This window comes from Corynebacterium sp. HMSC069E04 (assembly GCF_001813175.1).
In the GTDB taxonomy this organism is placed as follows: domain Bacteria; phylum Actinomycetota; class Actinomycetes; order Mycobacteriales; family Mycobacteriaceae; genus Corynebacterium; species Corynebacterium aurimucosum.
The window spans coordinates 74,999-97,722 of record NZ_KV811687.1; the positions used below are offsets into that span (position 1 = coordinate 74,999).

Consider the following 22,724-nt stretch of genomic DNA (forward strand, 5'->3'; position numbering starts at 1 on the left):
TTCGTGCGGTAGATCTAACTGCGATTAGACGTCATCGTCCATATCCGAGCCGGGTCCTTGCTCCCGCCCATAGTTGTCTTCGCGGTCATCGATATCTTCGGAGAGGATATCCGGATTGTCGTCGAGGCCCGCCAGGAAAGCTTCAAAGTCTGCTCCGATCTCCTCACCAGTAGGCATGTGCTCTTCGCCAGGCATGATGGCCTGCGGGTGGCGGGAGCGGTAGCGCTCCATGTAGGCGTCGTACTGCTCCTCCAGCTGGTGGACCACGCCTGCAATTTCCTCAGAGTTGGTAACCTGCTCCTCCAACTGCTGGTTAACGCGAGTCACGTCTGCCTCCAAGCTGCCCAGTGGGATGTTGAGGCCAGCTGCGGTTGCCACCGAATCCAAAAGACGCAGCGTGGCCGACGGGTACGGGGAGGCGGCCAAGTAGTGCGGAACATGGGCGGTGTACCCGGCAACGCGGCGGCCCTTCTTGTCCAAGGCTCGCTCGATATACAGGGCGGCGGCGCCGGGGACCATCATGGTGGATTCCATGCGCACCATTGAGTTAAGGAGCTCCGGCGAATTGCCATGCGCTGTTACCACAGTGGGGCGGGTGTGCGGCACCGGCATGGGGGCCGAGTAGAGCATGATGGTGTTCTTGATATCGAATTTCTCCACCAAGTTCACTACCGCATCAGTAAAGGCCTCCCACCGCAAGTCCGGTTCAGGGCCCGAAAGAAGCAAGAATGGAGTGCCAGAGTTATCCCGCAGCACCTTGATACCCAAGTCAGTGTTCTCAATCTCCACCGTGCGGTCATGATCGATGGTGACGGCGGGGCGGCGCGAGCGGTAATCAATGAGCTCGTCATTGTTAAACGAGGCCAGCTGGCGGTTTTCCAAAGCGGCCTTGAGGTGATCGGCACTGGCTTCGACGGCTTGTCCGGCGTCGGCATAACCATTCATAGCAACGATCATCGTGGGGCCGTTGTCTGGAGTCGAATCATCCTTGATCACTGGAGCGGGATACTCCAGCTCATACATGCGGCGCTGTTCTTCCTGCATGGTAGTGACTCCTCCTTCTCATCGTGCGCTTCTTAACGAGCGTACGGACTTCATCAGCGTTCTGTGTCATGCAACGCTTAAGGCTTGCTGCCTATTCCCAGCTGAAATGGTGCTCCAAGGAGAACACAAACCCGGGAGGCTGCGTATGTGGGACTGCCTGCGGGAACTGGTGTTGATCGTACAAGCATGCCATATAGTCATTACTTCTTCCAGGCTTGCCTTTGCCAAGGTGTGGATAACCCAGTGGATTTCCATGGATTGAGTGGCAGTCCGGACTTGTTATCCACAGATATGCCGTGCGCGCCGGGGTATCCCTAGCGGTGGCTACCGTTGGTGGTTCAGGCTACAGGGTATGAACACTTTTTCAACGCACACAGACCGTACACCACCAATAACAACTCCAGGTCATCTTCTCGCTAACATCCCCGGCCTCTTAGGCTTCTATCCCACCGAATCAGTGGTGTTCATGGCCATCGACACCACTCCACGCGGCCCAGCCATGGGGCCGCTCGCTCGCGTCGACATCACGGATGCCCAAGGAGCGATCACAGACATCGCACTGCTACTAGCGGAGCATGCCCGCGAAGGTGTCTTTGCCTTCCTCATCTCGAAGCAGCCTCTCACCGAACTGCGGGAAGTGTCCCACTGGCTTTATAGCCTGGACCGTGCTGAGGATGGGGTGGAGATCGACGCCGCGTGGTATGCCCAGGAAATCACCCAGAATGCGCCTTATATATTGCTGCATGGAACCGTCAACGCGGACGGTAGCGGGCCGATGAAGAAGTGGGTTGAGGGGACTATACCGGCGCTAACCGACGCCCCCTCGATGCGCTCTTGCGTCGACCACAATGTGGTACCTGAGCTAAACCGGGAGGATTTCTTTTCCGTCTTTGCGCCGGGGAATAGCTACCTCGACGCTGAAGAAGCTAAAGTCTTAGCGCAGCAAGCTCGCGATTCGGCGACGCGATATCGCGAGCAGGTGGCCGTTGCGCACGGAAAGAAGCGCAGAGACCTGCTGGATCACTTTCTTGAGGATGCCCAGTGGGCGCTTGACCAAGTGGCATCGGTGGAAGAAGCAGAACAGGACAGCAAGCTACTGGAAACCTGCGCAGTGTGGCTCGCGACGACGTGGACGCGCGACCTCGTAGTAGATATCTGCGCGCAGGCAGGCGAATCCGGGGCGGACCTTCTCCTCGCAGCGGCCCGCACATTCAGCGGGGAGCTGCGGGCGAATGCGCTGACCCTTTTCGCATTAGCGCAGTTGGAGCAGGAGTGGGATATCCTTGCCGGACCAGCATTGCAGCTCGTCACGGAGGAGTTTCCCAGCCACCGCCTCGGGGCGCTGCTGTGCCAAGCGTACCGCCATGGCCTGCATGAAAAGGTACGTGATTCGATTCATACAGGGGCGCTCAAGGCTTATGACACCGCCCTAGGGGAGGAGCCTAAAGAAAAGACGCTTAGCGCCGAGCGGAGTGAGCCCGCTCGCCGAGCTGCCGGGTGAAATTCCAAGCATCCGTGACGATGGTCTTCAAGTCGGTGCGGCCTGGGTTCCATCCGAGCTCGGATTTAATCTTGTCTGAGGACGCCACGAGCGTCGCGGGGTCACCAGCGCGGCGCGGCGCAAGCTCTGCTGGGATGGGGTGTCCAGTGACTTCGCGGCAGGCCTCAATAACCTGCTTGACCGAGTAGCCGTCCCCGGAGCCCAGGTTGTAGATGCGGTGGGTGCCAGCGGCATTGCTCTCCAGCGCTAAGACATGGGCTTCGGCCAAGTCACGAATGTGGATGTAATCGCGCACTGCGGTGCCATCGGTGGTGTCGTAGTCATCGCCGAAGATGAAAATCTTTTCGCGATGTCCCAGCGCTACCTGCAGGACAAGGGGAATGAGGTGGGTTTCCACCTCGCGGTTCTCTCCGATATCGCCGTAGGCGCCGGCGACGTTGAAGTAGCGCAGGGAAGTCGCCCCCAAGCCATAGGCCTGGGCATAAGAAGTAATCATGTAGTCGATGGCAAGCTTCGATGCGCCATAAGGGTTCGTCGGCTGGGTGGGCATCGTCTCCGTGATCGGCACTTGCGCCGGCTCACCGTAGGTGGCAGCGGTTGAGGAAAAGACGAGGTTGGTGACCTCGAATTCACGCATAGCGTTGAGCAGCTTTAGAGTTGTGACCACGTTGTGCTGCCAATAGTCAGCCGGGGCCTCCACAGATTCGGCCACGAGGGAGCGGGCCGCGAAGTGCAAGACTCCTTCGAAACCGCCCTCAGATAACACCTCACGAGCGACATCGGCCACGTCGCCTTCGACAAGGCGCGCCTTCTCCGGGATGGCCTCGCGGTTGCCGGTAGAGAAATTGTCGATGATGGTGACATCGTGGCCTTTTTTAACGAGGACGGCCGCGCATACGCTGCCGACATAGCCGGCGCCGCCGGTAACTAACAGCTTCATCGGTTTAGTCCTCCTTGACGCGGATAGCGTGAGCAAGGTCGTCGACAAGCTCGACAGTGTGCCCTGATTTCGTTGTCAGCCTAATCGTCCCGCTCTCATTGACTACGGTGACGTGCGAGCCAACCTGGATTCCGCAGGCATACAGGTCGTGGAAGGTGGAATTATCAGCTTGCAAGACCTCATTGATTTGCACGATAGTGGCCTCGGTTTCTTGCCCCGTGGGAAGGTCGATGGCGCGCGTGCCCAAGTCGAGCTCTACCGGAGACATGCCCAGCTGTGCCAAACCGGGGATTGGGTTGCCGAATGGTGAGCGGGAGGAATCCTCCAGCACCGCGACGACTCGCTTTTCCACTTCTTCGCTCATGACGTGTTCCCACCGGCAGGCCTCGTCGTGGACCTTGTGGATATCAAGGCCAAGGACATCCGTGAGCAACCGCTCAGCCAAGCGGTGTTTGCGCATGACGTTGGTAGCTAATTCGCGGCCCTGCTGAGTGAGATCAAGGCTGCGGTCGGTGCGCACGTGAAGAAGTCCATCGCGCTCCATCCGGGCCACGGTCTGGGAGACGGTCGGTCCGGACTGCTCTAAACGCTCTGCAATTCGAGCACGCAGTGGGGTAATACCTTCCTCTTCGAGCTCGTAGATGGTTCGCAGATACATTTCCGTGGTGTCAACTAGGTCCCTCACGTGGGCTTACCTTTCTGCGTTGTCGGCGGTCCGTAGCCACATAGGTTTAGGCGCGGTAATAAAAGTGTATTAAGAGAATATCTTAAACAATAGCGCATTTTTCGAAAGCTGAGAGCGCGCAGCACTGTGCGTTCGACAGGGAGGAGAGGGGCGGGAATTAAAAACCGTGAGGACCACCGCGAGGAAAGAAAAAGCCACCGAGCAACGTCCTCTGCGGCCCAGCAGCACAAGTCAACTGGGCAGCAAAGGCATTCCTTAATGGCTAAGGCTGGGAAGTCAGCTAAGGCTTAGAGCGCGTACTCGCGGAGGCGGTCCGCACGGTTGCCCTCGCGCAACTTGGCCATCACCTCACGCTCGATTTGGCGAACGCGTTCACGAGAGAGGCCGAACTTGCGGCCAATCTGGTCGAGGGTGCGCGGGACACCATCGTCCAAGCCATAGCGCAGGCGGATGACATCCTGTTCGCGTTCCTCGAGGGAACCAATCACGGAGCGGATATCGGAGTGGCGCATGGAGGCCACCACAGCGGTCTCGGCATCCGTTGCCTCGGCATCCTCAATGAAGTCACCCAACGGGGCTTCCTCATCGGTACCGACCGGCATGTCCAAGGAAACAGGATCGCGGGACTGGCGCAGCAGCATCTCGATCTTGGACTCTTCGATTCCGGATTCCTCCGCGAGCTCCTCATTCGTGGCCTCGCGGCCCAAGGACTGGTACATCTCGCGCTTAATCCGGGAAAGCTTATTTACCTGCTCAACCAGGTGCACAGGGAGGCGGATAGTGCGGGACTGGTCAGCCATGCCGCGGGTAATGGCCTGGCGGATCCACCACGTTGCATACGTGGAGAACTTGAAGCCCTTGGCATAATCAAACTTCTCCATCGCACGAATCAGGCCCAAGTTACCTTCCTGGATGAGGTCCAGCAGCGGCATGCCGCGGCCGGTATAACGCTTAGCCAGGGAGACTACGAGACGCAGATTGGCCTCCAAGAGGTGGGAGCGAGCCTTCTTGCCTTCGCGGGCCAAAATCTTCAGGTCGCGCTTCTCAGCGCGGGTCAACTTTTCGGCATTAGCGAGCTTGTATTCGGCGTACAGGCCTACCTCGATGGCCTGTGCGAGCTCAACCTCGTCCTCAGCACTCAGCAGCGCCGTTTTGCCGATTCCGTTGAGATAAACGCGGACCAAGTCCGCAGAGGGATTGTCATTTGTTTGGTTACGGCGTGAGCCGCGGTCAACTTCCTGTCCGTCCTCGTCCTGGACGCTAGCAGCGGATGATGTGGCCATCTCATGCCTCCTAAGTTGCGGCTTGGTTCATCTCCTACAACGAGCTTTCGGCGCAGTTAGTTCCCGTGGCCCGAAAAATGTTCTAACACCCCGCGGGAAGAGTGAGGTTTTAGGCCATTTTGGGGGAGGCGCGCCGCACCTAGACCTCCACGAGCACGGTGAACGGCCCTTCGTTGACCGAGGAGACGCGCATCATCGCTCCGAACTGGCCTTCCTCCACGGTGATTCCGCGTTCGCGCAGGCGCGCAACTACACCCTGGATCACCGGCTCCGCGGCCTCGCCTGGGGCTGCATCTGACCACGAAGGTCGGCGGCCTTTCGCGGTTCGTCCGTAGAGGGTGAACTGGCTTACCACCAGAACTGGCGCACCACTATCGACCACGCTGGTCTCACCCTCGAGGATGCGCAGCTCAGCGATCTTGCGCGCCATCGTGTCCATCCTCTCCTCTAAAGTCGGGCCGTCGCTAGCGGTGGCGTCACCACCTGCCTCGACGTCCTCCCGCGACACACCAATGAGTGCTAGGACTCCGCCGGTGTCGGGGCAGGTAATGGACCCAACGACGTCGTTGTCAACGGTGACAGAGGCTTCAGAAACACGGGTTAAAACAGCACGCATGGCAGGGAAGTACACAACCTTTCTGTAGAGGAGTTCTTTCTCGGATGAGAAGTACGCGGGGATTGAAGGAGTAAAGAGGCTCTTAGTGGGGGCGCGAGGCTACTCAGTGTGGCTAAAAGCTAGCAGCTCAGTCGGGATGAGAAGCCCGTGGCGGATAAGATCCACGATGGCCGGAAGTGCTGCGCTGACCAACTCGGCTTCTTCAAAACCCTGCGCGGCGGCGTAGAGCTCGATGGTTTCACCGATGCTCAAACCATTCGGGTTAAACCCGGCGACAATGGCCGCGAGATGCTCATCGACATCGTGCTGCCAGCGGGGGCCATCGGTACGGCTGAGCCGCAGTGCCGCGCGCTCAAAGCCCATGCCCAGGTCCCCATCGGGCAGCGCAACGTCCTCACGGGCCACCCCGGGGCGCAGCTGTACATGCTTAGTTTCTAATTCACCCGGCACCAGGTTGCGCAGCCATTCGACGCGCGCGAAGTATTCTTCCACTTCCGGGCCGAGCGGATCGATAACTGGCTGCGCCATGGTCTCCGCCAAGATATCCGAGGGCTCGTCCTCACCGATGCGCTGGATGGCCACGAAACCAAACCCGATTCCGGTGACCTCGTTTTCACGGAAGTGCTCCAGCCACCGGCGAGACCGCTCTTGGCCTTCAGGGCTGCGAACATCCACGGATTCATCGCTCAACCAGGTTGAGACATATAACGCTGGGTCCGCCACATCGCGCTGAATGATCCATGCGGCGACGCCGGTATCCGGTAGCCACGAGGCGACGCGCTGCTGCCACGATTCTTCGCCTTGATGCACCCAGGCTGCGAGTACGTGCGCTGTGCCCCCAGGGTTGAGATGCTCGACTGCCTGGGAGACCACCAGCTCACTTGCTCCATCCAGGTTGAGGCCGGAGTCTCGATAGACATGCCCCACTTCGGGTAAGCCAACCACGAATGGAGGATTAGCCACGATGCGGTCGAAGCGCTCATTCTCAACGGGTTCGTACCAGGAGCCGTGGCGTAGCTCAACGCGGTCTTCCGCCTCCGCCGCGAGGACGGTGGCGCGGGCGAGTTCAAGGGCTCGCTCATGGACGTCGGTAGCCACAATGCGTTGCGCAGAATCCAGCTGCCCAAGGACCTGGACGCCTGAACCCGTGCCTAAATCTAGTACTGATTCCACTGGTGTCGTTGGCGTTGAATGCAACAAGGACAGGCTGGCCGAGCCCACTCCCAACACATGCTCGGGGCCGGGGACGTGATGCACCAGAGATGCATCAACATCGGAGAACACGACACGATTCTTGCCCACGATGATGTGCGGTCGAATGTCATAAGCCACGTAGGCGGTGCCGTGTTCGTCGCTGAGCACGACACCGCAATCAATGAGTTGGGCGGCTAGGCGTGCTCCGAGGACGTCGGAAAGCAGCGTGGCTGGTACGTGTTCATGCAGCAAGAAGATACGGATGAGATGGTCCAGACGGGAATCACCGCTTGCTCCTAGCGCAACTGCGGCGGGCTCGCCGCGATGCAGGGCTTCGGTGTACTCGGGTCCCAAATGGCCTGCGATGCCATCCGCACTAAACCCTGCCTCCGCAAACACTCGGGAAAGTTCTGCCGCAACGTCCGCGATGGGGTGTTCCGGGTTCATCGCTGGGCCAAAAGGAGAAGGCTGCTGGGTGCTCACAAGAGAATCCTTAAATGCATCGGGGAGGGAATACAGTGATGTTCTAATCTTCGTGGTCAATAGTGTCAGCTGCAGTACTGTTTGTGTCTGCTCCTGACGAGGGTTTGTGCCGCCCAGGCGTGCTGGGCAGTTCACCATGGGAACCGCTGGTGAGTTCTTCACGTTGTGCTTGCGCCATTTGCCGGGCAAGGGCTGGTTTATAAACAGCTTTTTCGCGCTTGTCTTTCTTTTGACCCCGGCCATTGCCAATGACCACAGCGATCCAGGGGAGGGGGAAGGTGACGGCCACGACAAGGGCGGCGGGGATCCACCACTGCCAGACATAAACCATGGCCCCGGCAATCAGGAGGGATGGAACGCGCAGAAACTGCAGTATGGAGTAGATGATCTCGCGGCGATGCCGGTCCTGACCGGGGGCGAGTTTTGCCGTGGTGATGAGGTGCGTTTCGCGCCCGAATCGGCGTCCGCGCCGCTGCCCCGATCGTGGGGTATGGCGGGCGTTATCGCGCGAGTTCGAAGGGGTCATGCCTATCAGCGTAGCTGGAGGACTCGCCAACTTCGATACTGATGCGGCATGATAGTGGGCGTGAGTACGACGACTAAGACTATTGAGCGCCCTGATGTCCGCGAGGATACGTCGACCAACGACGACACCCCGAAGTTCTTCCACTACGTGAAGAAGAACCAGATCCTCGACTCCGCGGTCAACGGCAAGTACGTCGTTGCCCTGTGCGGAGAGACCTTCCCGGTAACCAAGCAAGCCAAACCTGGTTCGCCCGTGTGCCCTGACTGCGAGCGCGTCTATAAGAGCTTGCGCCGCCGTTAAGCTGCGCATCGACGTTCATCCTGCGTCGATGCCAAGCATTAGGGATAGAGAACTTCACAGAAGCGGGATGTTGGGATAACTAGAGGGGGATAGTCGCTGACCGTGTCTACACAGACTCCAGCACAGAGATTTACCAATAACGGTTCGCTGCGCGTGTGGCAACGCGCTGCTTTGGATAAGTTCCTAGCCACCAAGCCGAAGGATTTCATGGCGGTGGCAACGCCAGGTGCAGGTAAGACCACCTTCGCCCTGCGGGTGGCCACAGAGCTTATGGCGGACCGCACCGTTGAGCGCGTCATCGTGGTGGTGCCCACCGAGCACCTCAAAGTGCAGTGGTCGGAATCCGCCTCCCGCGTTGGCTTAGCGCTCGACCCCAAGTTCACAAACTCCTCGGGAGTCAACCCCGCGATGGACGGTGTCGTGGTGACTTATGCGCAGGTGGGCATGCACCCATACAAACACCGCGCGGTGGCCTCAGCCCGGCGCACCCTGGTGATCCTCGATGAGATCCACCACGCCGGTGATGCCAAGAGCTGGGGCGATGGCGTGCGGGAAGCCTATGATGATGCGGAGCACCGCCTCGCGCTGACCGGTACCCCCTTTCGCTCCGATGACTCGCAAATTCCCTTCGTGCGCTACGAGGAGGATGGGGAAGGTCACCTCGTATCCCGCTCTGATCACACGTATGGCTATGGCGATGCGCTTGCCGACGGTGTCGTGCGCCCCGTCGTCTTCCTCAGCTACTCCGGCGAATCCCGCTGGCGTGATAGCGCCGGTGAGGAACATGCGGCCCGGCTCGGCGATATTCTCAATCCGGAGCAGACCGCCCGCGCATGGCGCACGGCCCTCGACCCGAAAGGCGAGTGGATCCCCACCGTCCTGCAGGCGGCGCACACACGGCTGATGCAGATGCGCCGCAACATGCCGGATGCCGGCGGTCTCGTGCTCGCTACCGACACGACAACCGCGCGCGCCTACGCCAAGATCCTCAAGCAGATTTCCAATACCCCCGTCTCCGTCATCCTCTCCGATGACCCAGGCTCCTCGGCGCGTATTGCAGAGTTCTCTGAATCCACCGACGAGTGGATGGTGGCCGTGCGCATGGTGTCGGAGGGCGTCGACGTTCCCCGCCTCGCCGTGGGTGTGTATGCCACCTCTGCGTCGACACCGCTCTTCTTCGCGCAGGCCATCGGGCGCTTCGTGCGTTCCCGCATGCCAGGGGAGACCGCCTCCGTCTTTCTTCCTTCCGTGCCGGTGCTCTTGGGGCTTGCCGAGAACATGGAGAAGCAGCGCGACCACGTCCTGGGAGGGGAGAAAAACCCCGACAAGGATGGCTGGGACGATGAGCTGCTCGAGGACGCCAATAAGAAGAAGTCCGAACCGGACATGCTCGAGCCTTCCTATGAATCCTTAGGCGCGGAAGCAGAATTTTCAGGACTGCTTTACAACGGCTCGCAGTTCACCACGGGCAATATCACCGATGAAGAAGAGGATTTCCTCGGCATTCCCGGGCTTCTCGACGCCGACCAGGTCAAGGACCTCTTGCGCAAGAAGCAGTCTGATGAGCTGGACCGCCGCGAGGCAGAAGAGAAGGCGCGCCGGGCTGCAGAGGCGGCAGAGGAGCAACGCCGCAAGCTCTACGGCACTCCGCACGCGCCCAAGCGCGGGGCGGAGGCATCGGCAAGCAGCACCGGTTCCCAGTCAGGTGTGGTGGATGAGATTTCCGCGTTGCGCAAGGAGCTCAACACAGTAGTGTCTATCACCGCTCAACGCACCGGCCGCCCACACGGCGCTATTCACACTGAAGCCCGCAAGGCTTGCGGCGGCCCTCCCACCGCGTTGTGCGACGCCGAGCAGCTCCAAGAGCGCATCGATTATCTGCGCAAGTGGTAGTTGGCGCCGCTGAGTCGGCGTGGATTCGGGGAAGAAGAGAGCTGCGGGCTGAGGGCTAGGTGCGCGATCAACTAGTTGGTTGATGTCAAAATCAGCCGACCACTCGATGACTGTGCTGGCTGCGCCAAGCAGGATGGATACCAGAAGGCTTTGGCCGTGATAGATAACACCCTCGGTGCAGCAGCCACAACACCGTGGCTAGGAAGGAACAAGTAATGAAGTCCCTGTATAGAGCAGCTATTTTCTACCTCGTTATGGGGTTGGCAGCAGGACTATTCTACCGTGAGTTCACACGCGCAAATGATTTCCCGGAGGGCCAGTTCACCCAGTTGGGCGTGGCCCATACCCACCTCTTGGCGCTGGGATTCATGATGTTTTTGATCTTCCTCGTCGTGGACAAGGTATTCGGCGTCTCGCGGAATAAGAAGCTGTTTAACTCCTTCTTCTGGTTCTACAACATTGGTGTCGTGCTTACCGTTGGAATGCTCATCTGGCACGGCAGCCTGACCGTGTTGGGCGAGGAATCCACCGCCATGATCGCCGGGATTGCCGGTATTGGCCACATCCTCATCACGATTGGCCTCGTTCTCTTCGTTGTCGCACTTGGCCGCGCATTGAAGGAGCCGGCTAACTCTTCCACCCCGGCACCCGTGAGCGCCTAGTCATGTTGTCGCCCACAGCGGGTTCCATCACGGCGGTGCCGACCCGCCGTGACTGGATTAGTCTTGCGGTTTTGTCGGTAGGACTGGGCGTCATTGTCCTTGATGGCACCATCGTCGGGGTAGCGCTGCCGGCTATTATTACTGACCTCAAACTGGACATAACTCAGGCGCAGTGGGTCAACAGCCTCTACGCGGTAGTGCTTGCCGCACTGTTGTTGTCCACCGGAAAGATCGCGGATAGTTGGGGTCGCAAGCGAGCGTTTCTCGCCGGTCTTAGCATTTTCGTAGCAGGCAGCGTGTGGGCGGGTTTCGCGGACTCCGCAGGCACGCTCATTTCCGCGCGTGCAGTACAAGCAGTGGGTGCAGCGTTTATCATGCCCTCAACCTTGTCCACGGTGAACGCCGTTTTCCGAGGCAAGTATCGCGCGGCTGCATTCGGTGTGTGGGGCGCAGTTATCTCTGGCGCCGCCGCCGTCGGACCTTTGGCCGGTGGCGCGCTTACCCAGTGGGTATCGTGGCATTGGATCTTCCTGGTCAATGTTCCCATTGGCATCATCGTGGCTGTTGGAGCTGTGCTCACCGTGCGGGAAACCCGTAGCCCCGAAAAACGGCCCGGGGTCGACGTCGATGGCGCACAGTTGAGCGCGATTGCCTTCGGAGCCCTTGTTTTCGCGGTGATTGAGGGGCCAAGTCTTGGCTGGTGGACACCACAGTCCGAGCTGACGGTGTTCGGCTGGACATGGCCCACCACCGCGCCGGTATCTGCGGTGCCAGTTGCACTGCTCATCGCCGCGATCAGTTTCAGTTTGTTCATCCGCTGGGAGGAGCACCGTGAGCGAGTACAACGCTCCGCGCTGCTGGACCTGGGCCTCTTTTCCTACTCCACGTTTTCCTGGGGAAACATCACCGCGGGCGCGGTAGCTATCGGTGAGTTTGCGATTATTTTTATCCTCCCGCTGTACCTCATTAATGCGCTGGGCTTGAGTGTGATGTCCGCTGGCCTCGTGCTCGCGGCGATGGCAATCGGCGCCTTTATTTCGGGAGCCGCCGCACGGCATGTTGCTGGCCGCTTTGGTGCTCCTGGAACAGTGCTCATAGGTCTGGGCCTAGAAGTTGTCGGCGCGCTTATCCTCGCGATGCTCCTGAGTCCGGACACTAGCGGCTGGGTCATCGCGCTTCCGCTTGTGTTGTATGGCGTGGGCTTGGGGTTCGCATCTGCGCAGTTGACGGGCACGGTCTTGAGCGAGATACCGGTAGCGAATTCGGGGCAGGCATCTGCTACCCAGAGCACGGTCCGCCAGATCGGCTCCTCCCTCGGCACCGCGGTTTCTGGTTCCGTCTTTTCCGTCGCCCTAGCACTGGCGTTGCCGAAGGCGCTCGAAGACATCGACGTCGTCGGCCCAGCCGCAGATGCCATGGCGGAAGCTACCCGCCAGTCCGCGGGCTCGAGCATCGCAGGACTTCGCGCACAGGGCGCGGCTGGACCCTTTGGGGAACAGACAACAGCGTTGGTGCAGGCGTTGAGCGAAGGCATGAGTGATGCAGCTCGATGGTCGCTTCTGGCCGCAGTGATGTTCTTGGTACTCGGTGTCTTTGGTGCGTTGCAGGTTCAAAAGGCCGCGAAGAGCTAAGAAGGTGAGGCGGGGCTACAGGAGCGTTACGCTGGTCTCGGCAGACCGTCCGGTAGCGAGGGTAGGCTCGGCAGCATTCCCAGAAGAGTGCTCGAGGGCAATGAAAACCTAAGGAGAAGGATGATGAAGAAGCTCATCAACTCGCCGGACAGCGTAGTAGAGGAATCCGTGGAGGGCTTTGCTTTAGCACACGGTGACATAGTCACTCGATCCACCGATCCTCTCTTTGTGTCCCGCTCGCAGAAGAAAGAAGACGGCAAGGTAGCCATAGTCTCCGGGGGCGGTTCTGGACATGAGCCGCTGCATGCCGGCTTCGTTGGCTACGGCATGTTGGATGCAGCAGTGCCCGGTGCCATGTTTACATCGCCAACGCCGGACGCAATCCAAGCGGCCACGGAGGCAGCTAATGCCGGGGCGGGGGTGCTCTACATCGTCAAGAACTACACCGGCGATGTTCTCAACTTCGACACCGCGGCGGAGCTGGCGGAATTCGATGATATTGAGGTCAGCCAGGTCATCGTGGACGATGATGTTGCGGTGGAGGATTCCACTTTTACAGCTGGTCGCCGCGGTGTTGCCGGCACACTGTTGGTAGAAAAGCTGGCGGGTGCTGCAGCCGAGCGCGGTGATGATCTCGCGGCGGTGGCCGCTGTGGCGAAGAAGGTGGTAGAAAACACCGCGACCATGGGCGCAGCGCTGAGTGCCTGCACGGTGCCACACGTGGGCAAGCCCTCCTTTGACCTCGGGGAAGACGAAGTCGAGCTCGGCGTGGGTATTCATGGGGAGCCGGGCCGCAAGGAAATTCCGTTGGTCTCTGCCGACGACGTAACTGACCATCTGCTTGATCCGGTGTTGGCAGACCTTAAGCTGGGTGATGGGGAGCGTACCATTGTCCTTGTCAACGGCATGGGTGCTACTCCGGCGTCCGAGCTGTACGTGGTCTACCGTCGTGTGGCTCAGCGTCTGAAGGACGCGGGTGTTAGCATCGAGCGTTCCCTCGTGGGTAACTTCGTTACTAGTCTAGATATGGCCGGTTGCTCCGTTACAGTCATGCGCGCGGACGAGGAAGACCTTGAGCTTTTTGATGCCCCGTGCCACACCACCGCACTACGCCAAGGAATGTAATTATGACCGACAATGCAACTTTGACAACAGCGTGGGCCCAGGCATGGATGAAAAACTGCGCCGCAGCGGCACACGAACACCGCGAGGAACTCATCGAGCTTGACCGCGCCATCGGGGATAGTGACCATGGCGCAAACGTCGACCGCGGTTTCCGAGCTGTCGCGGAGAAAGTGGATTCGGATATCTCACCGGAGACGTCTCACGTTGCTGATGTGTTGAAGCTGACGGCAAAGACGCTTATGTCCACCGTTGGTGGCGCCTCTGGTCCATTGCTGGGAACCGCTTTCTTACGCGCGGCTAAGGCCGCAGGCTCTGGAGAGATCGATGCGCCTACGACGGCCGCTCTCATTGAGGCCGCGCTTGAGGGAATAGCCACCCGTGGTAAGGCCTCTGAAGGCGAGAAGACAATGGTCGATGCCTGGGCGCCGGCCGCACGGGCCGCTCGCGCTGCGGCGGATGCCGCACAGAGCCCCGATCAAGTGCTGCGCGCGGCTGCCGACGCCGCAGCAACAGGCGCGGAAGCGACTATCCCGATGGTGGCCACGAAAGGCCGCGCTTCCTACCTAGGGGAGCGTTCTGCTGGACACAAGGATCCGGGCGCTACATCCTCGGCACTTTTCATCGCTGCGGCTGCGGGCGCCGCCGAAACCCTCAAGGAGGAAGCATAGGATATGGCACAGCCCCGCGTTGGACTCGTTCTCGTATCACACTCGGCAAAGCTCGCTGAAGGTCTGACTGAGCTTGCTGCTCAGATGGCTCCTGACGTGACCATCCTTCCTGCCGGTGGTCTGGAGGAGGGCGGCATCGGAACGTCCTTTGACCTCGTCGAAGGGGCTATCAGCCACGCACGTGGCCAAGGCCTTAGCGTGGTTGTCCTCACCGATTTAGGCTCGGCCACGATGACCGTTGAGTCCGTTCTCGAGTTCCTTGACGAAGACACGGTGACGTTTGTCGATGCCCCCTTGGTCGAATCCACTATTGCAGCAGCCACCGCCGCTCAGCAGGGCGATGGACTCGCCGCCGTGATCAAAGCCGCGGAACGCGCCATCGAAGTCTTCGCTCCGAAGCAGCCCTCAGCCACTGCGTCTGCAGCCGAGGATGACCTAGCAACAAACGCTGATGGGTACTCGCTGACAGTGACTGTGGCCGATGAGGCGGGTCTGCATGCACGTCCGGCGTCAAGGATTGCAGAGCTGGCGGCGGAAGCGGCAGGGGATGTCACCCTCTCCTGTGACGGAGAGTCGGCAGAGGCAGACTCTGCAATGATGCTGATGTCTCTCGGGGTATCCCAGGGCGCTTCGGTGACCATCAGCGGAGATGTTTCCGATAAAGACGTTATCGATCGGATCGCCACAGCCATTGAGCTGGGGATCGAAGGCTAGAAAGCCCTTGGGTTTGCCGGCTGTATAGGGCAAAGAAAAAGCGGCGAGGAGGGATAAACCTCCTCGCCGCTTTATTTCTTCAGTTTGCTTAGTCCAGGTAGTCGCGCAGCACCTGGGAACGCGATGGGTGGCGCAGCTTAGACATGGTCTTCGACTCGATCTGGCGAATACGCTCGCGGGTAACGCCGTAGACTTGGCCAATTTCGTCTAAAGTGCGCGGCATGCCATCGGTCAGGCCGAAGCGCAGGCGAACCACGCCGGCCTCGCGCTCAGAAAGGGTAGTGAGCACATCTTGGAGCTGGTCCTGCAGCAAAGTGAAGGACACAGCGTCGACGGCAATGACGGCCTCGGAATCCTCGATGAAATCACCGAGCTGGGAGTCACCCTCATCACCGATGGTCTGGTCCAAGGAAATAGGCTCGCGGGCATACTGCTGGATCTCCAGCACCTTTTCCTCGGTGATGTCCATTTCCTTCGCCAGCTCCAGAGGGGTAGGCTCGCGGCCCAAGTCCTGCAACAGCTCACGCTGGATACGGCCCAGCTTGTTGATGACCTCCACCATGTGCACCGGAATGCGAATGGTACGGGCCTGGTCCGCCATGGCGCGGGTGATGGCCTGGCGAATCCACCACGTGGCATAAGTGGAGAACTTATAACCCTTGGTGTAGTCGAATTTCTCAACGGCACGGATCAGGCCCAAGTTGCCTTCCTGGATGAGGTCCAAGAATGCCATGCCGCGGCCTGTGTAGCGCTTAGCCAAGGACACGACGAGGCGGAGGTTCGCTTCGAGGAGGTGGTTCTTTGCCTTGCGTCCATCACGGGCGATGGCGCGCATATCGCGCTTCTCCATGGGGGAGAGCTTGGCGGCCTTGTCGCCCTCGGCGCGGGCCTTTTCCATCTCATCCATGCGGTATTGAGCGTATAAGCCTGCCTCGATGCGCTTGGCCAGGGATACCTCCTGCTCTGCGTTGAGCAGGGCGACCTTGCCGATTTGCTTCAGGTAGGCACGGACAGAGTCTGCCGAGGCAGTTAGCTCTGCATCCTTGCGAGCCTGGCGCAGGGCTGCGGACTCATCCTCATCCCAGACAGATGAGCCGTCATCTTCTTCTTCAGAGTCCTCGCCCTCGAGGTCGTCATCGTCGTCACCGAACTCGTCGTCCTCGTCCAACTCTGCGTTGTCCGGATCGAAGTCGATATCGGCATCGTCGTTGGTTTCGGCATCCAACTCGTCGTTCTGATCCTCTGCGAGCTCTTCGGCAGATTCAGAGCTTTCAGGCGAGGTTGCCTTCTTGGCCGCCGACTTGCGCACAGTCTTCTTGGCGGTTTTCTTCGTCGCCTTCTGCGCAGACTTGCGAGTTGTCTTCTTGGCAGCCTTCTTGGCGGTCTTTTTAGCCGTCTTTTTAGCCGTTTTCTTCGCAGTCTTTTTCGCGGTTTTCTTAGCCGTCTTCTTGGCTGTCTTTTTTGCCGTCTTCTTGGCGGTCTTCTGTGCAGGTGCAGATGCCTCGGAGGCGCTCTCGCCCTCGCCGAGTACCTGGTCTGAAGAATCAGTGGCTGCCACGTACGCCCTTTCGACTTGCTCTTTGAGTGGAAACTATGGGGACGCGCAAGTTTATCGCGACTAGTCCCCGATGCTAGCCCGCCTCCGTAATGAGCAAGGGAGGCGCGCCGCTGGATATTCGATAATCGACAGCCCAGTATAGATCATTTTTGTCACTAGGCGGTGACTGGGGTCGACTGGGGAAGATAGGGTCTGCTCGGTTTATGGGCGAATGCCTTCCTTCGCTGCCATTGCGGCCCCGACGATGCCCGCGCGATTGCGGAGCTGAGCTGCAACGACTGGGGTTTCGATGCTCAGGTGCTCGCCCCACTTGTCAAACTTTCGAGAGATTCCACCGCCGATGACAAAAGCTGAGGGGTTAAAAAGCGCCTCGTATTCATGGAGTACTCGGTTGACGCGCTTTGCCCAATGCTTAGTCTTGAGCCCCTCACGATCCTTGACTGCGGACGAGGCTTGGTGCTCTGCCTCCTTTTCCCCGACGATGAGGTGGCCGATCTCCGTATTAGGGAAGAGCTGGCCATCTAGTAGGAAGGCAGAGCCGATGCCGGTGCCTAGCGTAAGGAAGATAACGGGGCCGGAGCGCGCGACGTCATCGCCGTAGGCCACCTCGGCGAGGCCGGCTGCGTCGGCGTCGTTAAGCACAGTACAAGGAGCAGCGAGGTACTTGCCCAGCAAGTCCTGTGCATCGACCCCGATCCATGACTTATCAATATTCGCTGCGCTGCGAATAATCTGTTCTTTGACCACCGCGGGCATGGTGATTCCGACAGGACCGTCCCAGTTCTTCTCAGCGACGATCTGCGCGATTACCGTGGCCACGGCGTCGGGGGTGGCAGGCTGTGGCGTGGCGATCTTGAGGCGGTCGCCGACGAACCCTCCTGTCGCGAGGTCTACTACGGCACCTTTGATACCGGAGCCTCCAACATCGATGCCGAAGACATGGCCATGGTGCTGGGGGCTCGGATTCGTGTCCTGCTGCTGTGATTCTTGCACGGTCATACCGACAGTCTATGTTTAGCCGCCCGATGATGTGGTGATACTTCAGCATTTAAGCCGAAGGTGTGGGGGACAATACTTCGATTTTCGCTGTCCGATGCATCGTGCCCCAATGCATATTGGGTGGGGTGTGAGGAGCTTTACCCAGAAAAATTTTCCACGATACGAAAGGTGCAAACGCACAGCTTAGAACCATGAAAGCAGGAGCGGAGGGGGTATTAGGGTGAGCCGCATGGTGCCCCCATGGCGGGGCGAGTGTGACACGCGGGCCTGTGTGGTTTAGGATGCCGTCGATAAATACACGTACCTATCTATCTGACTCACAGAGGCAAGCATTATGGCCACCGATTATGACGCACCGCGTCGCCGCGCTGAAGATGAGCTCGAGGCTGATTCCCTCGAGGGCCTGAAGGCGGCTGAAAATGACAACAACGGCATGGATGACGATGGCGAAATCGTCGAGGCTTTTGAGCCGCCGTCAGTAGACCTGACGGGCGAGGAGCTCAACGTCACTGTCGTGCCGCGCAAGGAAAACGAGTTCACCTGTTCCGTGTGCTACTTGGTGCAGTCCAATAAGCGCCTGGACCACGAAGAAGACGGGCAGCCCGTCTGCATGGACTGCGCTTAGCTCATTGGTCGGCCAATTGGTTGAACCAATGAGCTAACGAGCTTCCTGATTCTGCACGCGGCGTTTAAGCCTTGGCAGCAGCGGCCTGTTCGGGCACGAAGGCCGCAAGTAGCTCGTCGGGGTTCTTTGAGCCAATGAGCCAATAAGGTGTTGGGTCCTCTGGGTCATCGAGGACAAGCATCACATGTTCTGGTACCCAGCCATGTGTCACAAGGAATGCAGCGGGATCGAGCTGTGGGCCCAACGCATTGCGACGCGCGGTGGCCGGCACCGCGGTGCTTCGGGCGACAACATCATGTGGCAGCTGCGCATCCTTCACGGTGAGCCACCGCGTGCCGTCGGTATCCTGTTCCACCTGCACCACCGTGTTGGACCATGCTAAGAGGACCCACGCGGCGATGGCGCTGAGCAGAATAGCGGGGATGATGACCCACATGATTCCGCGGTTGAGGCTGACCGTGGCTGTAGAGATCACCACAACGGCGGCCGCCATCAACCACCAGTGCCACGGCACCCACTGGCGCTCGCGGTAAAGGATGACGGGGGATTCGGCAGCCGCCGAGGGGGAAGCAGACGAAGAACTCGAAGACATGGCCTCAGAGTCTAGTCGTCTGGGGAGGGGAGAACCCAACGCGCCGAGTAGACATAGCCTCCAGGCCCCAGCCCGTGGGTGCGGCACGGTGGGAGCAAGGTAGGCTGGGCCGCGTGAATGAGCAACATCCCCTCGTAGAACCGGTAAGTCCTTTTGGTCAGATTCAGGTAAAGCGCCTTGATAAGGAGCTTCCGCTGCCGCAGCGCGCCCACCGTGGCGATGCCGGCGCGGATCTCTATGCTGCGCACGATGTCACTCTGCGTCCCGGCCAGCGGGCTTTGGTTGGCACGGGTATAGCCCTTGCCCTGCCGATGGGCACGGTCGGCTTGGTTCACCCTCGGTCCGGCTTGGCAGCCAAGCATGGGATTTCCGTGGTCAACACGCCAGGCACCATCGATGCGGAGTACCGCGGTGAGATTAAAGTCTGCCTTATTAACCACGACCCAGTAGAGACCTTTGAGGTTGAGCGGGGAATGCGTATTGCCCAACTCCTTGTGCAACGCGTGGAGTTGGTCGGTTTCCGTGAGGTTGAGGAACTCGATGAGACCGCTCGCGGTGAAGGCGGTTACGGCTCCACTGGCGTCAACTGACTCGAATAGACCAGTAACACACACGAATTAAGGAAGGCATAAACCATGGCGATGTGGCCCTTTGGCAAAAAGAAGAAGGACGAGAATAAGACCGAGGACGCGGGGAAGAACCCGGATCTCCGTCAGGACGAGGCTGCTCCGGAGGCAGCAGAGACCGTAGCCGATACCGCTGCCTCGGCTCCTGCCGAATCCAGCGCTGGCCTAGTCCGCGAAGCCAACGATGATTCTCATGGTGTTACCGGGATTAAGGCCGTGGCACATGATGCCATCAACGGGGACATGGGGCCCTACGACGGCGATAACGTTGATATTGCCGAGTTCAACTTTGAGGACTTCTCGGTTGGTTTGCTGGACCTAGGTTCCATGCGCATCCCGCTGCCGAAGGGCTCGCAGGTCCAGGTGGAGATGGGCCAAGACGGCCCGCGCATGCTCCACATCCTTACGCCGCACGGCCGCATGACCCCCGTAGCCTTTGCCGCGCCGCGCACGCCAGGGCAATGGGCGGAATCTGCGGAGGATATCGTCCAAGGCTTGGAAGCCGATGGTTTTGCCGCGCACCCAGAGGACGGGCCTTGGGGATCTGAAATTGTTGGATCCAGCGACAAAGGCGGGATCCGCATTATCGGCGTGGAGGGGCCGCGGTGGATGTACCGATTGACCCTGGCCGCCCCGGCGGGCAAGGAAGAAGAGCTCGCAACGCTGGGGCGTGAAGTCGTCGCCCGTACCTTCATCTACCGTGGTGAGGAGCCTATCCTGGCCGGAAGTTCGCTTCCTGTTATGCTGCCGCAGCAACTGGCTGAGCAAGTTCAGCAGGCCCTGAAGGAGCGCCAGCAGCAGGCTGCCGATGCCGACAACACTGCAACACCGGAGGCCGCATCAGCTACCGAGGGCGTCGAGAACGCCGCGGAGGCCCAAGCCCGCGAACAGCTGCGGGAGCTCGAAGACAACGAGAAGAACTAAAACTTTAAACGTTGTTTTCTCTCCCCGGCACTAGCGAAAAGGATTCTTAAAACACGTGACCACCCCTACGCCTGAAGAGCACGATTTCACTGAGCGCGGCGCCGCCCCTAGCCCCGCAGATACCGCGGGGCCGAGTACCGATACGTCACCGCAGGCAACGGCCGTGGTCCCGGATGCCGAGGTGGAACCATCGTTGCTCGAACAGATGGGAGGCCTGACTGGGCTCGTGTCCGCGACCCTACCGGTGCTGGTTCTCATCCCAGTCAACAACGTCTGGGGCCTGGGACCAGCGCTGGCTGCGGCGCTCGGCGTGGCATTGGCCATTAGCGTGTGGCGTTTGGCCCGCAAAGAGACCCTGCAGCCGGCTGTTTCCGGCCTGTTGGGCGTAGCTATCTGCGCCGCTATTGCCTGGTTTACAGGGGATGCCAAGGGCTATTTCCTTTATGGAATCTGGATGTCGCTCGTGCTGTTCATCGTGGCGGTGGTCTCTATCATCGCGCGCTGGCCACTCGTGGGCGTGGTCTGGAAGGGCCTGAACGGCGATGACATGGGGTGGCGCACAGTACCGAAGGCACGGCGGGCCTATGCCTTAGCAACAGCGGGGTGGGCCGCAGTCTTCATCGCCCGGTTCATAGTGCAGCGCGCGCTGTACGACGCCGACGAGACCACAACCCTCGGCATCGTCCGCATCCTCATGGGCTGGCCGCTGACCGGTATCGTCACCATCTTGACTGTTTGGATGGTGCGTCGCGCCAACGCTGTTGTTGAGGAAGCGCAGGGCTCCGGAATTACACAAGGAGAAAACTCATGACTAAGACTGAGCGGAACGCTGAGAGCGCAGCCATCACCAAAGGCCAGTCTTTCGGTACCTCCATCGAGCGCATGGGGCACGGCGGTGTCGGAATCGGCGCAGCACCCGACGGGCGTGTGTGTTTTGTCCCCGGCGCTTTTCCCGGAGACCAGGTAGCAGTGACGGCTACCAAGGTGAAGAAATCTTTCGTGGAAGCCGAAATTGATGCTGTGCTCAAGGCAAGCCCTGACCGCGTTGAATCTGCCTGCCCGGCGGCACAGCGTGGTGCCGGGTGCTGCGACTTCGCTGAGCTAGACCTAGCGGCGGAGCCGGGAATCAAGGTCGCAGTCTTGCGGGATCAGCTGCGCCGGGTAGGACGCCTTGAGAGTATTCCAGAAATTGAGCCTATTGATGTGGCGCCCCAGCGAGGGTGGCGCACGCGGGTCCGGTTGGGCGTCGACCAGCAAGGCCGTGCTGGTGTGCGCAAGCGCGGATCCACAGAACTGGTTACGGACGTGGCGTGCAGCCAGCTAGTACCGGGCCTTGTCAGCGGTCTGGTCGGTCCTGGAGCCCGCACATTTAGCCCTGGCGCGGAGGTCATTGCGGTCATGGACAGCGACGGTAACCGCCACGTCGTGGAAACCCGGAAGGCGCCGCGCGGCCGGAGGATCGAGACTATTCGGGAGACCATCGAGGCGCCGACGCAAGACGTAGTTCAACGCGCTGATGGCCACGAGTTTCACTTCCCACCCACCGCCTTTTGGCAAGCACACATCGGCGCACCTGATGTCTACACACGGCTTGCGCGTCAGTGGCTCGCGGCTGAAGGCGAGGCCGAAGAACACGAAGCAACGAAGGGATCCGAGGTCACAGCAGTAGCGTGGGATCTCTACGGAGGAGTAGGGCTATTCGTTCCCGCGCTGGCTGAAGTCACTGCACCTGAGGGTGGGCACGCCACGGTGTATTCCGTCGATTACTCGCCGGCGGCTGCGGCAGCGCAGCCGGGCCTTTCAGGAATTGATGTGCACTTCCGGACAGCTAAGGTGGAGCAGGCCGCAAGCCAGCTGCCGCGGCCAACAACGGTCATTTTGGATCCTCCGCGTACCGGTGCGGGTGTTGAGGTGGTGGACGCCATTGCCGCTGCGGCGCCGCAGCGCGTCCTCCACATTGGCTGTGACCCCGCTACGTTTGCGCGTGATATCGCTGCATGGTCCGAGCGCGGCTACCGCATGGAGCGCCTAGCTATGGTGAATGCCTTTCCGGGAACACACCATTTTGAGACCTTGGCACTGCTGGTTCCTGCGGCATAAGGCAGGATGCATCCGCGGCGGAAGATCCCGGGGTA

The 22,724-nt window shown here is 59.9% G+C and carries 23 protein-coding genes; 13 read left to right on the forward strand and 10 right to left on the reverse strand.

The features are described 5' to 3' along the window. Positions 1-24 precede the first annotated feature (24 nt). Positions 25-1,044 (reverse strand): PAC2 family protein, encoded by a 1,020-nt coding sequence (locus HMPREF2896_RS08635; protein WP_070446755.1) that lies wholly within the window; start codon positions 1,042-1,044, stop codon positions 25-27. A 352-nt stretch (positions 1,045-1,396) separates the two neighbouring features. On the opposite strand from HMPREF2896_RS08635, the gene HMPREF2896_RS08640 reads away from it, so the two are divergent. Next, positions 1,397-2,545 (forward strand): DUF4192 domain-containing protein, encoded by a 1,149-nt coding sequence (locus tag HMPREF2896_RS08640; protein WP_070719165.1) that lies wholly within the window; start codon positions 1,397-1,399, stop codon positions 2,543-2,545. Here HMPREF2896_RS08640 and galE read toward each other — a convergent pair. The 6 genes from galE to HMPREF2896_RS12475 form a co-directional block, all read right to left on the reverse strand. Continuing rightward, the gene (gene galE, locus HMPREF2896_RS08645; RefSeq protein ID WP_070719166.1) at positions 2,502-3,485 is read right to left on the reverse strand and encodes a UDP-glucose 4-epimerase GalE; all 984 of its coding nucleotides are present in this window, start codon (positions 3,483-3,485) and stop codon (positions 2,502-2,504) included. The genes HMPREF2896_RS08640 and galE overlap by 44 nt on opposite strands. Positions 3,486-3,489: 4 nt before the next feature. Beyond that, positions 3,490-4,170 (reverse strand): metal-dependent transcriptional regulator, encoded by a 681-nt coding sequence (locus HMPREF2896_RS08650; protein WP_070446758.1) that lies wholly within the window; start codon positions 4,168-4,170, stop codon positions 3,490-3,492. A 287-nt stretch (positions 4,171-4,457) separates the two neighbouring features. Further along, complete coding sequence (locus HMPREF2896_RS08655; RefSeq protein ID WP_046648202.1) at positions 4,458-5,453, reverse strand: sigma-70 family RNA polymerase sigma factor; 996 nt, start codon at positions 5,451-5,453, stop codon at positions 4,458-4,460. 139 nt (positions 5,454-5,592) lie between these two features. Next, positions 5,593-6,069, reverse strand: coding sequence for a D-aminoacyl-tRNA deacylase (gene dtd, locus HMPREF2896_RS08660; RefSeq protein WP_070719169.1), 477 nt, complete (start codon positions 6,067-6,069; stop codon positions 5,593-5,595). 99 nt (positions 6,070-6,168) lie between these two features. Next, positions 6,169-7,710, reverse strand: coding sequence for a DUF7782 domain-containing protein (locus HMPREF2896_RS08665; RefSeq protein ID WP_201829549.1), 1,542 nt, complete (start codon positions 7,708-7,710; stop codon positions 6,169-6,171). Between the two features lie 79 nt (positions 7,711-7,789). Then, positions 7,790-8,272 carry a DUF3099 domain-containing protein gene (locus HMPREF2896_RS12475; RefSeq protein ID WP_141740731.1) on the reverse strand — a complete coding sequence of 161 codons (483 nt, stop codon included), beginning with the start codon at positions 8,270-8,272 and terminating at the stop codon, positions 7,790-7,792. A 48-nt stretch (positions 8,273-8,320) separates the two neighbouring features. Here HMPREF2896_RS12475 and HMPREF2896_RS08675 point away from each other — a divergent pair, with 48 nt between their 5' ends. The 7 genes from HMPREF2896_RS08675 (at position 8,321) to dhaM (ending at position 15,265) form a co-directional block, all read left to right on the forward strand. After that, positions 8,321-8,572 (forward strand): DUF3039 domain-containing protein, encoded by a 252-nt coding sequence (locus HMPREF2896_RS08675; protein ID WP_012715089.1) that lies wholly within the window; start codon positions 8,321-8,323, stop codon positions 8,570-8,572. A 102-nt stretch (positions 8,573-8,674) separates the two neighbouring features. Continuing rightward, positions 8,675-10,465 carry a DEAD/DEAH box helicase gene (locus HMPREF2896_RS08680; RefSeq protein WP_070719176.1) on the forward strand — a complete coding sequence of 597 codons (1,791 nt, stop codon included), beginning with the start codon at positions 8,675-8,677 and terminating at the stop codon, positions 10,463-10,465. A 215-nt stretch (positions 10,466-10,680) separates the two neighbouring features. Beyond that, a complete protein-coding gene (locus HMPREF2896_RS08685) occupies positions 10,681-11,127 on the forward strand; it encodes a DUF2871 domain-containing protein (RefSeq protein WP_070644931.1) in 447 nt (148 codons plus the stop codon). Between the two features lie 2 nt (positions 11,128-11,129). After that, positions 11,130-12,758, forward strand: coding sequence for a DHA2 family efflux MFS transporter permease subunit (locus HMPREF2896_RS08690; protein ID WP_070446764.1), 1,629 nt, complete (start codon positions 11,130-11,132; stop codon positions 12,756-12,758). Between the two features lie 123 nt (positions 12,759-12,881). Further along, on the forward strand, positions 12,882-13,883 hold the full coding sequence (gene dhaK / locus HMPREF2896_RS08695) for a dihydroxyacetone kinase subunit DhaK (RefSeq protein ID WP_070719178.1): 1,002 nt from the start codon (positions 12,882-12,884) through the stop codon (positions 13,881-13,883). Positions 13,884-13,885: 2 nt separating this feature from the next. Then, on the forward strand, positions 13,886-14,551 hold the full coding sequence (gene dhaL / locus HMPREF2896_RS08700; RefSeq protein WP_070644929.1) for a dihydroxyacetone kinase subunit DhaL: 666 nt from the start codon (positions 13,886-13,888) through the stop codon (positions 14,549-14,551). Between the two features lie 3 nt (positions 14,552-14,554). Then, on the forward strand, positions 14,555-15,265 hold the full coding sequence (gene dhaM / locus HMPREF2896_RS08705; RefSeq protein ID WP_070719180.1) for a dihydroxyacetone kinase phosphoryl donor subunit DhaM: 711 nt from the start codon (positions 14,555-14,557) through the stop codon (positions 15,263-15,265). Positions 15,266-15,353: 88 nt separating this feature from the next. On the opposite strand, the gene HMPREF2896_RS08710 is transcribed toward dhaM, so the two are convergent. Together HMPREF2896_RS08710 and ppgK are read right to left on the reverse strand one after the other, a co-directional pair. Then, positions 15,354-16,823, reverse strand: coding sequence for an RNA polymerase sigma factor (locus HMPREF2896_RS08710; protein WP_070446768.1), 1,470 nt, complete (start codon positions 16,821-16,823; stop codon positions 15,354-15,356). 201 nt (positions 16,824-17,024) lie between these two features. Beyond that, a complete protein-coding gene (ppgK, locus tag HMPREF2896_RS08715; RefSeq protein WP_070719182.1) occupies positions 17,025-17,822 on the reverse strand; it encodes a polyphosphate--glucose phosphotransferase in 798 nt (265 codons plus the stop codon). Between the two features lie 334 nt (positions 17,823-18,156). Between ppgK and HMPREF2896_RS08720 the strand changes: the two genes are divergently transcribed. Next, entirely contained in the window at positions 18,157-18,447 is a 291-nt protein-coding gene (locus tag HMPREF2896_RS08720) for a DUF4193 domain-containing protein (RefSeq protein WP_070446770.1), read from the forward strand. Positions 18,448-18,511: 64 nt separating this feature from the next. On the opposite strand, the gene HMPREF2896_RS08725 is transcribed toward HMPREF2896_RS08720, so the two are convergent. Next, the gene (locus tag HMPREF2896_RS08725) at positions 18,512-19,039 is read right to left on the reverse strand and encodes a DUF3093 domain-containing protein (protein ID WP_070446771.1); all 528 of its coding nucleotides are present in this window, start codon (positions 19,037-19,039) and stop codon (positions 18,512-18,514) included. Between the two features lie 113 nt (positions 19,040-19,152). On the opposite strand from HMPREF2896_RS08725, the gene dut reads away from it, so the two are divergent. Genes dut through HMPREF2896_RS08745 form a run of 4 tightly spaced genes read left to right on the forward strand, consistent with a single transcriptional unit; the run spans position 19,153 to position 22,689 of the window. Further along, positions 19,153-19,629 carry a dUTP diphosphatase gene (dut, locus tag HMPREF2896_RS08730; protein ID WP_070446772.1) on the forward strand — a complete coding sequence of 159 codons (477 nt, stop codon included), beginning with the start codon at positions 19,153-19,155 and terminating at the stop codon, positions 19,627-19,629. Between the two features lie 45 nt (positions 19,630-19,674). Next, on the forward strand, positions 19,675-20,589 hold the full coding sequence (locus HMPREF2896_RS08735; protein ID WP_070719184.1) for a DUF3710 domain-containing protein: 915 nt from the start codon (positions 19,675-19,677) through the stop codon (positions 20,587-20,589). 55 nt (positions 20,590-20,644) lie between these two features. Further along, the gene (locus tag HMPREF2896_RS08740) at positions 20,645-21,400 is read left to right on the forward strand and encodes a DUF3159 domain-containing protein (RefSeq protein WP_070446774.1); all 756 of its coding nucleotides are present in this window, start codon (positions 20,645-20,647) and stop codon (positions 21,398-21,400) included. Then, positions 21,397-22,689, forward strand: coding sequence for a class I SAM-dependent RNA methyltransferase (locus HMPREF2896_RS08745; protein ID WP_070719187.1), 1,293 nt, complete (start codon positions 21,397-21,399; stop codon positions 22,687-22,689). Before HMPREF2896_RS08740 ends, HMPREF2896_RS08745 begins: the two co-directional genes overlap by 4 nt. Positions 22,690-22,724 lie beyond the last annotated feature (35 nt).